The organism is Leisingera sp. F5 (genome assembly GCF_001593695.1).
In genome coordinates, this window is the sequence record NZ_LUKH01000721.1 from 1 (window position 1) to 1795 (window position 1795).

At 57.2% G+C, this 1795-nt stretch carries 3 protein-coding genes; 1 reads left to right on the top strand and 2 read right to left on the bottom strand.

Annotated features, from left to right (window positions below; translation table 11 throughout):
- A partial coding sequence (locus A2I95_RS35220) for a hypothetical protein (protein ID WP_291737214.1) occupies window positions 1–331 on the top strand: 331 nt, incomplete at its 5' end.
- On the opposite strand, the gene A2I95_RS35225 is transcribed toward A2I95_RS35220, so the two are convergent.
- Both A2I95_RS35225 and A2I95_RS35230 read right to left on the bottom strand, forming a co-directional pair.
- On the bottom strand, window positions 312–1151 hold the full coding sequence (locus tag A2I95_RS35225; RefSeq protein WP_291737215.1) for a DUF2189 domain-containing protein: 840 nt from the start codon (window positions 1149–1151) through the stop codon (window positions 312–314). The two genes, A2I95_RS35220 and A2I95_RS35225, sit on opposite strands and share 20 nt — an antisense overlap.
- Before the next feature lie 374 nt (window positions 1152–1525).
- Window positions 1526–1795, bottom strand: a 270-nt coding sequence (locus A2I95_RS35230; RefSeq protein ID WP_291737216.1) for a c-type cytochrome, incomplete at its 5' end; no start/stop codon positions are given.

Genomic DNA, 1795 nt, shown 5'->3' on the forward strand with positions numbered 1-1795 from the left:
GGGTAACAAGCCGGTATCGCCTCAGACTGCCCAACAAAATGTGCGCCGTACCCATCCCCAACGCACAAAACCAAACCACTTTTCAACGAAATCGGCTCGAAACCTCTTTATGAGGTCGCCGCAGCGGGCGGCCAGGAGGATGGGATTCTCTGAAACGTTCGGCCTGGCTTTTCCGGCCATCTTCAGGAACAGGGATATACGCCTGTCGCTATTTGCTAACCTTGGTCAATTCGGCACGCCCCAGGACTTGCCCCTAGACGACCTAAAAATTGAGCTCTACTTTCCCGCGGTCGAAAAAACCACGCAGCTACTCAAGGTGATGACTGGATAGATCCCTCCTCCGCTGGTGACACGGCCCGCCGATAGAGATGCCAAGTGGTGTGGCCAAGGATCGGCAAGGTGAAGATCAGACCCAGAAACGCCGGAACCAGCGATAACAGCATGGCGACCGAGATGATCGCCGCCCAGGTGAGCATGACCAACGGGTTTTCCGTGACAACACGAATGGACGTTAACATGGCGGAAACGAAATTGGTTTCCCGGTCAAGCAGCATGGGCATGGCTACGACGGTCAACGAGAACAGTACAGCCGACAGAGTTGCGCCTACACAGGTGCCAATAGCAAGGAAGGTCCAGCCCTGGGGTGTGAAGAATACGGTGTTCAAGAACCCGTCAAAATCCGAGAAGGATGCATTCTGCAGGATGATCGCCAGCCAAAGCCGAACCTGGTAGACCCACACCCAGAAAATGAACAGGGTGACAAAAGCCATCCAGCCCATTTCGCGCTTGCGTTGATTGGCGATGACGGTGAGGATTTCAGGCCAGCCGAAACTCTCTCCCTTCTGCAACCGGCGGGACATTTCATAAAGCCCGGCGGCAGCGAAAGGCGCGACCAGCGGAAAGCCTACAGCGGCAGGAATGATCATCCAAATCTTGCCGAGCCAGACCAAGCACCAAACAAACAGGATTCCGAAAACCGCATAGAACAGGCCGAAGAAGCCACTCATGATGGGGCGAGCCAGAAAGTCGGAAAACCCGGCCTTCAGCGACGCGGTGATATCACCCGCAGTCACATTATTGACCTTGGGCATGGCCCGCTGCTGCGGCGTCAGATTGTCTGGTGGTGTGGAACCTGCGGTCTTGGACGCCATTACACACTCCTCCCAAAGCATGGAACCGCGCTGGTCCGTTTGCCAATAGACCAAGCGGTGAAACAGACAGCCCTCCTCCGCATACAAGTCTGCATCAAGTAAGACGAGAGGACAAGGAGGAGTATGGCAGCCAAGTCCCGCTTAGCGATCCTGCCATTGCCCAAAGTTGAACGTCTGCTTGGCACGTTCGCGACGTGCTGCAATCGCAAGAAGCAGGTAGGCAATCTAGGTCTGCATAGGGCTCGTTCCAGGATTTCGCTGCAATGACTCTCGGCGGCCGGTTCGGGCTGACTGCCGAGCCTCCCATCACAACAAGTTTAAAAAAGGGCCGCCCGCAGGCAGCCCTCTCATCATTCTGATCAACCGGATCCGGCTTATTCGCCGCCGCCCAGCTGGTGGACATAAGACGAGACCGCCCGGATCTGCGCCTCGGTCAGGCGGGTGTTCCAGGCCGGCATCACGCCATAGCGCGAATTGGTCACAGTCTCGCTCAGAGTGGCGTAATCGCCGCCGTAAAGCCAGATCGCATCGGCCAGATTCGGCGCGCCCTGGCTGCGGTCGCCGGTGCCGTCCTCGGCGTGGCAGGAGGAACAATTGTCGGCAAAGACAACCGATCCGGCCTCAACCTTGGAGGCATCCTGCGC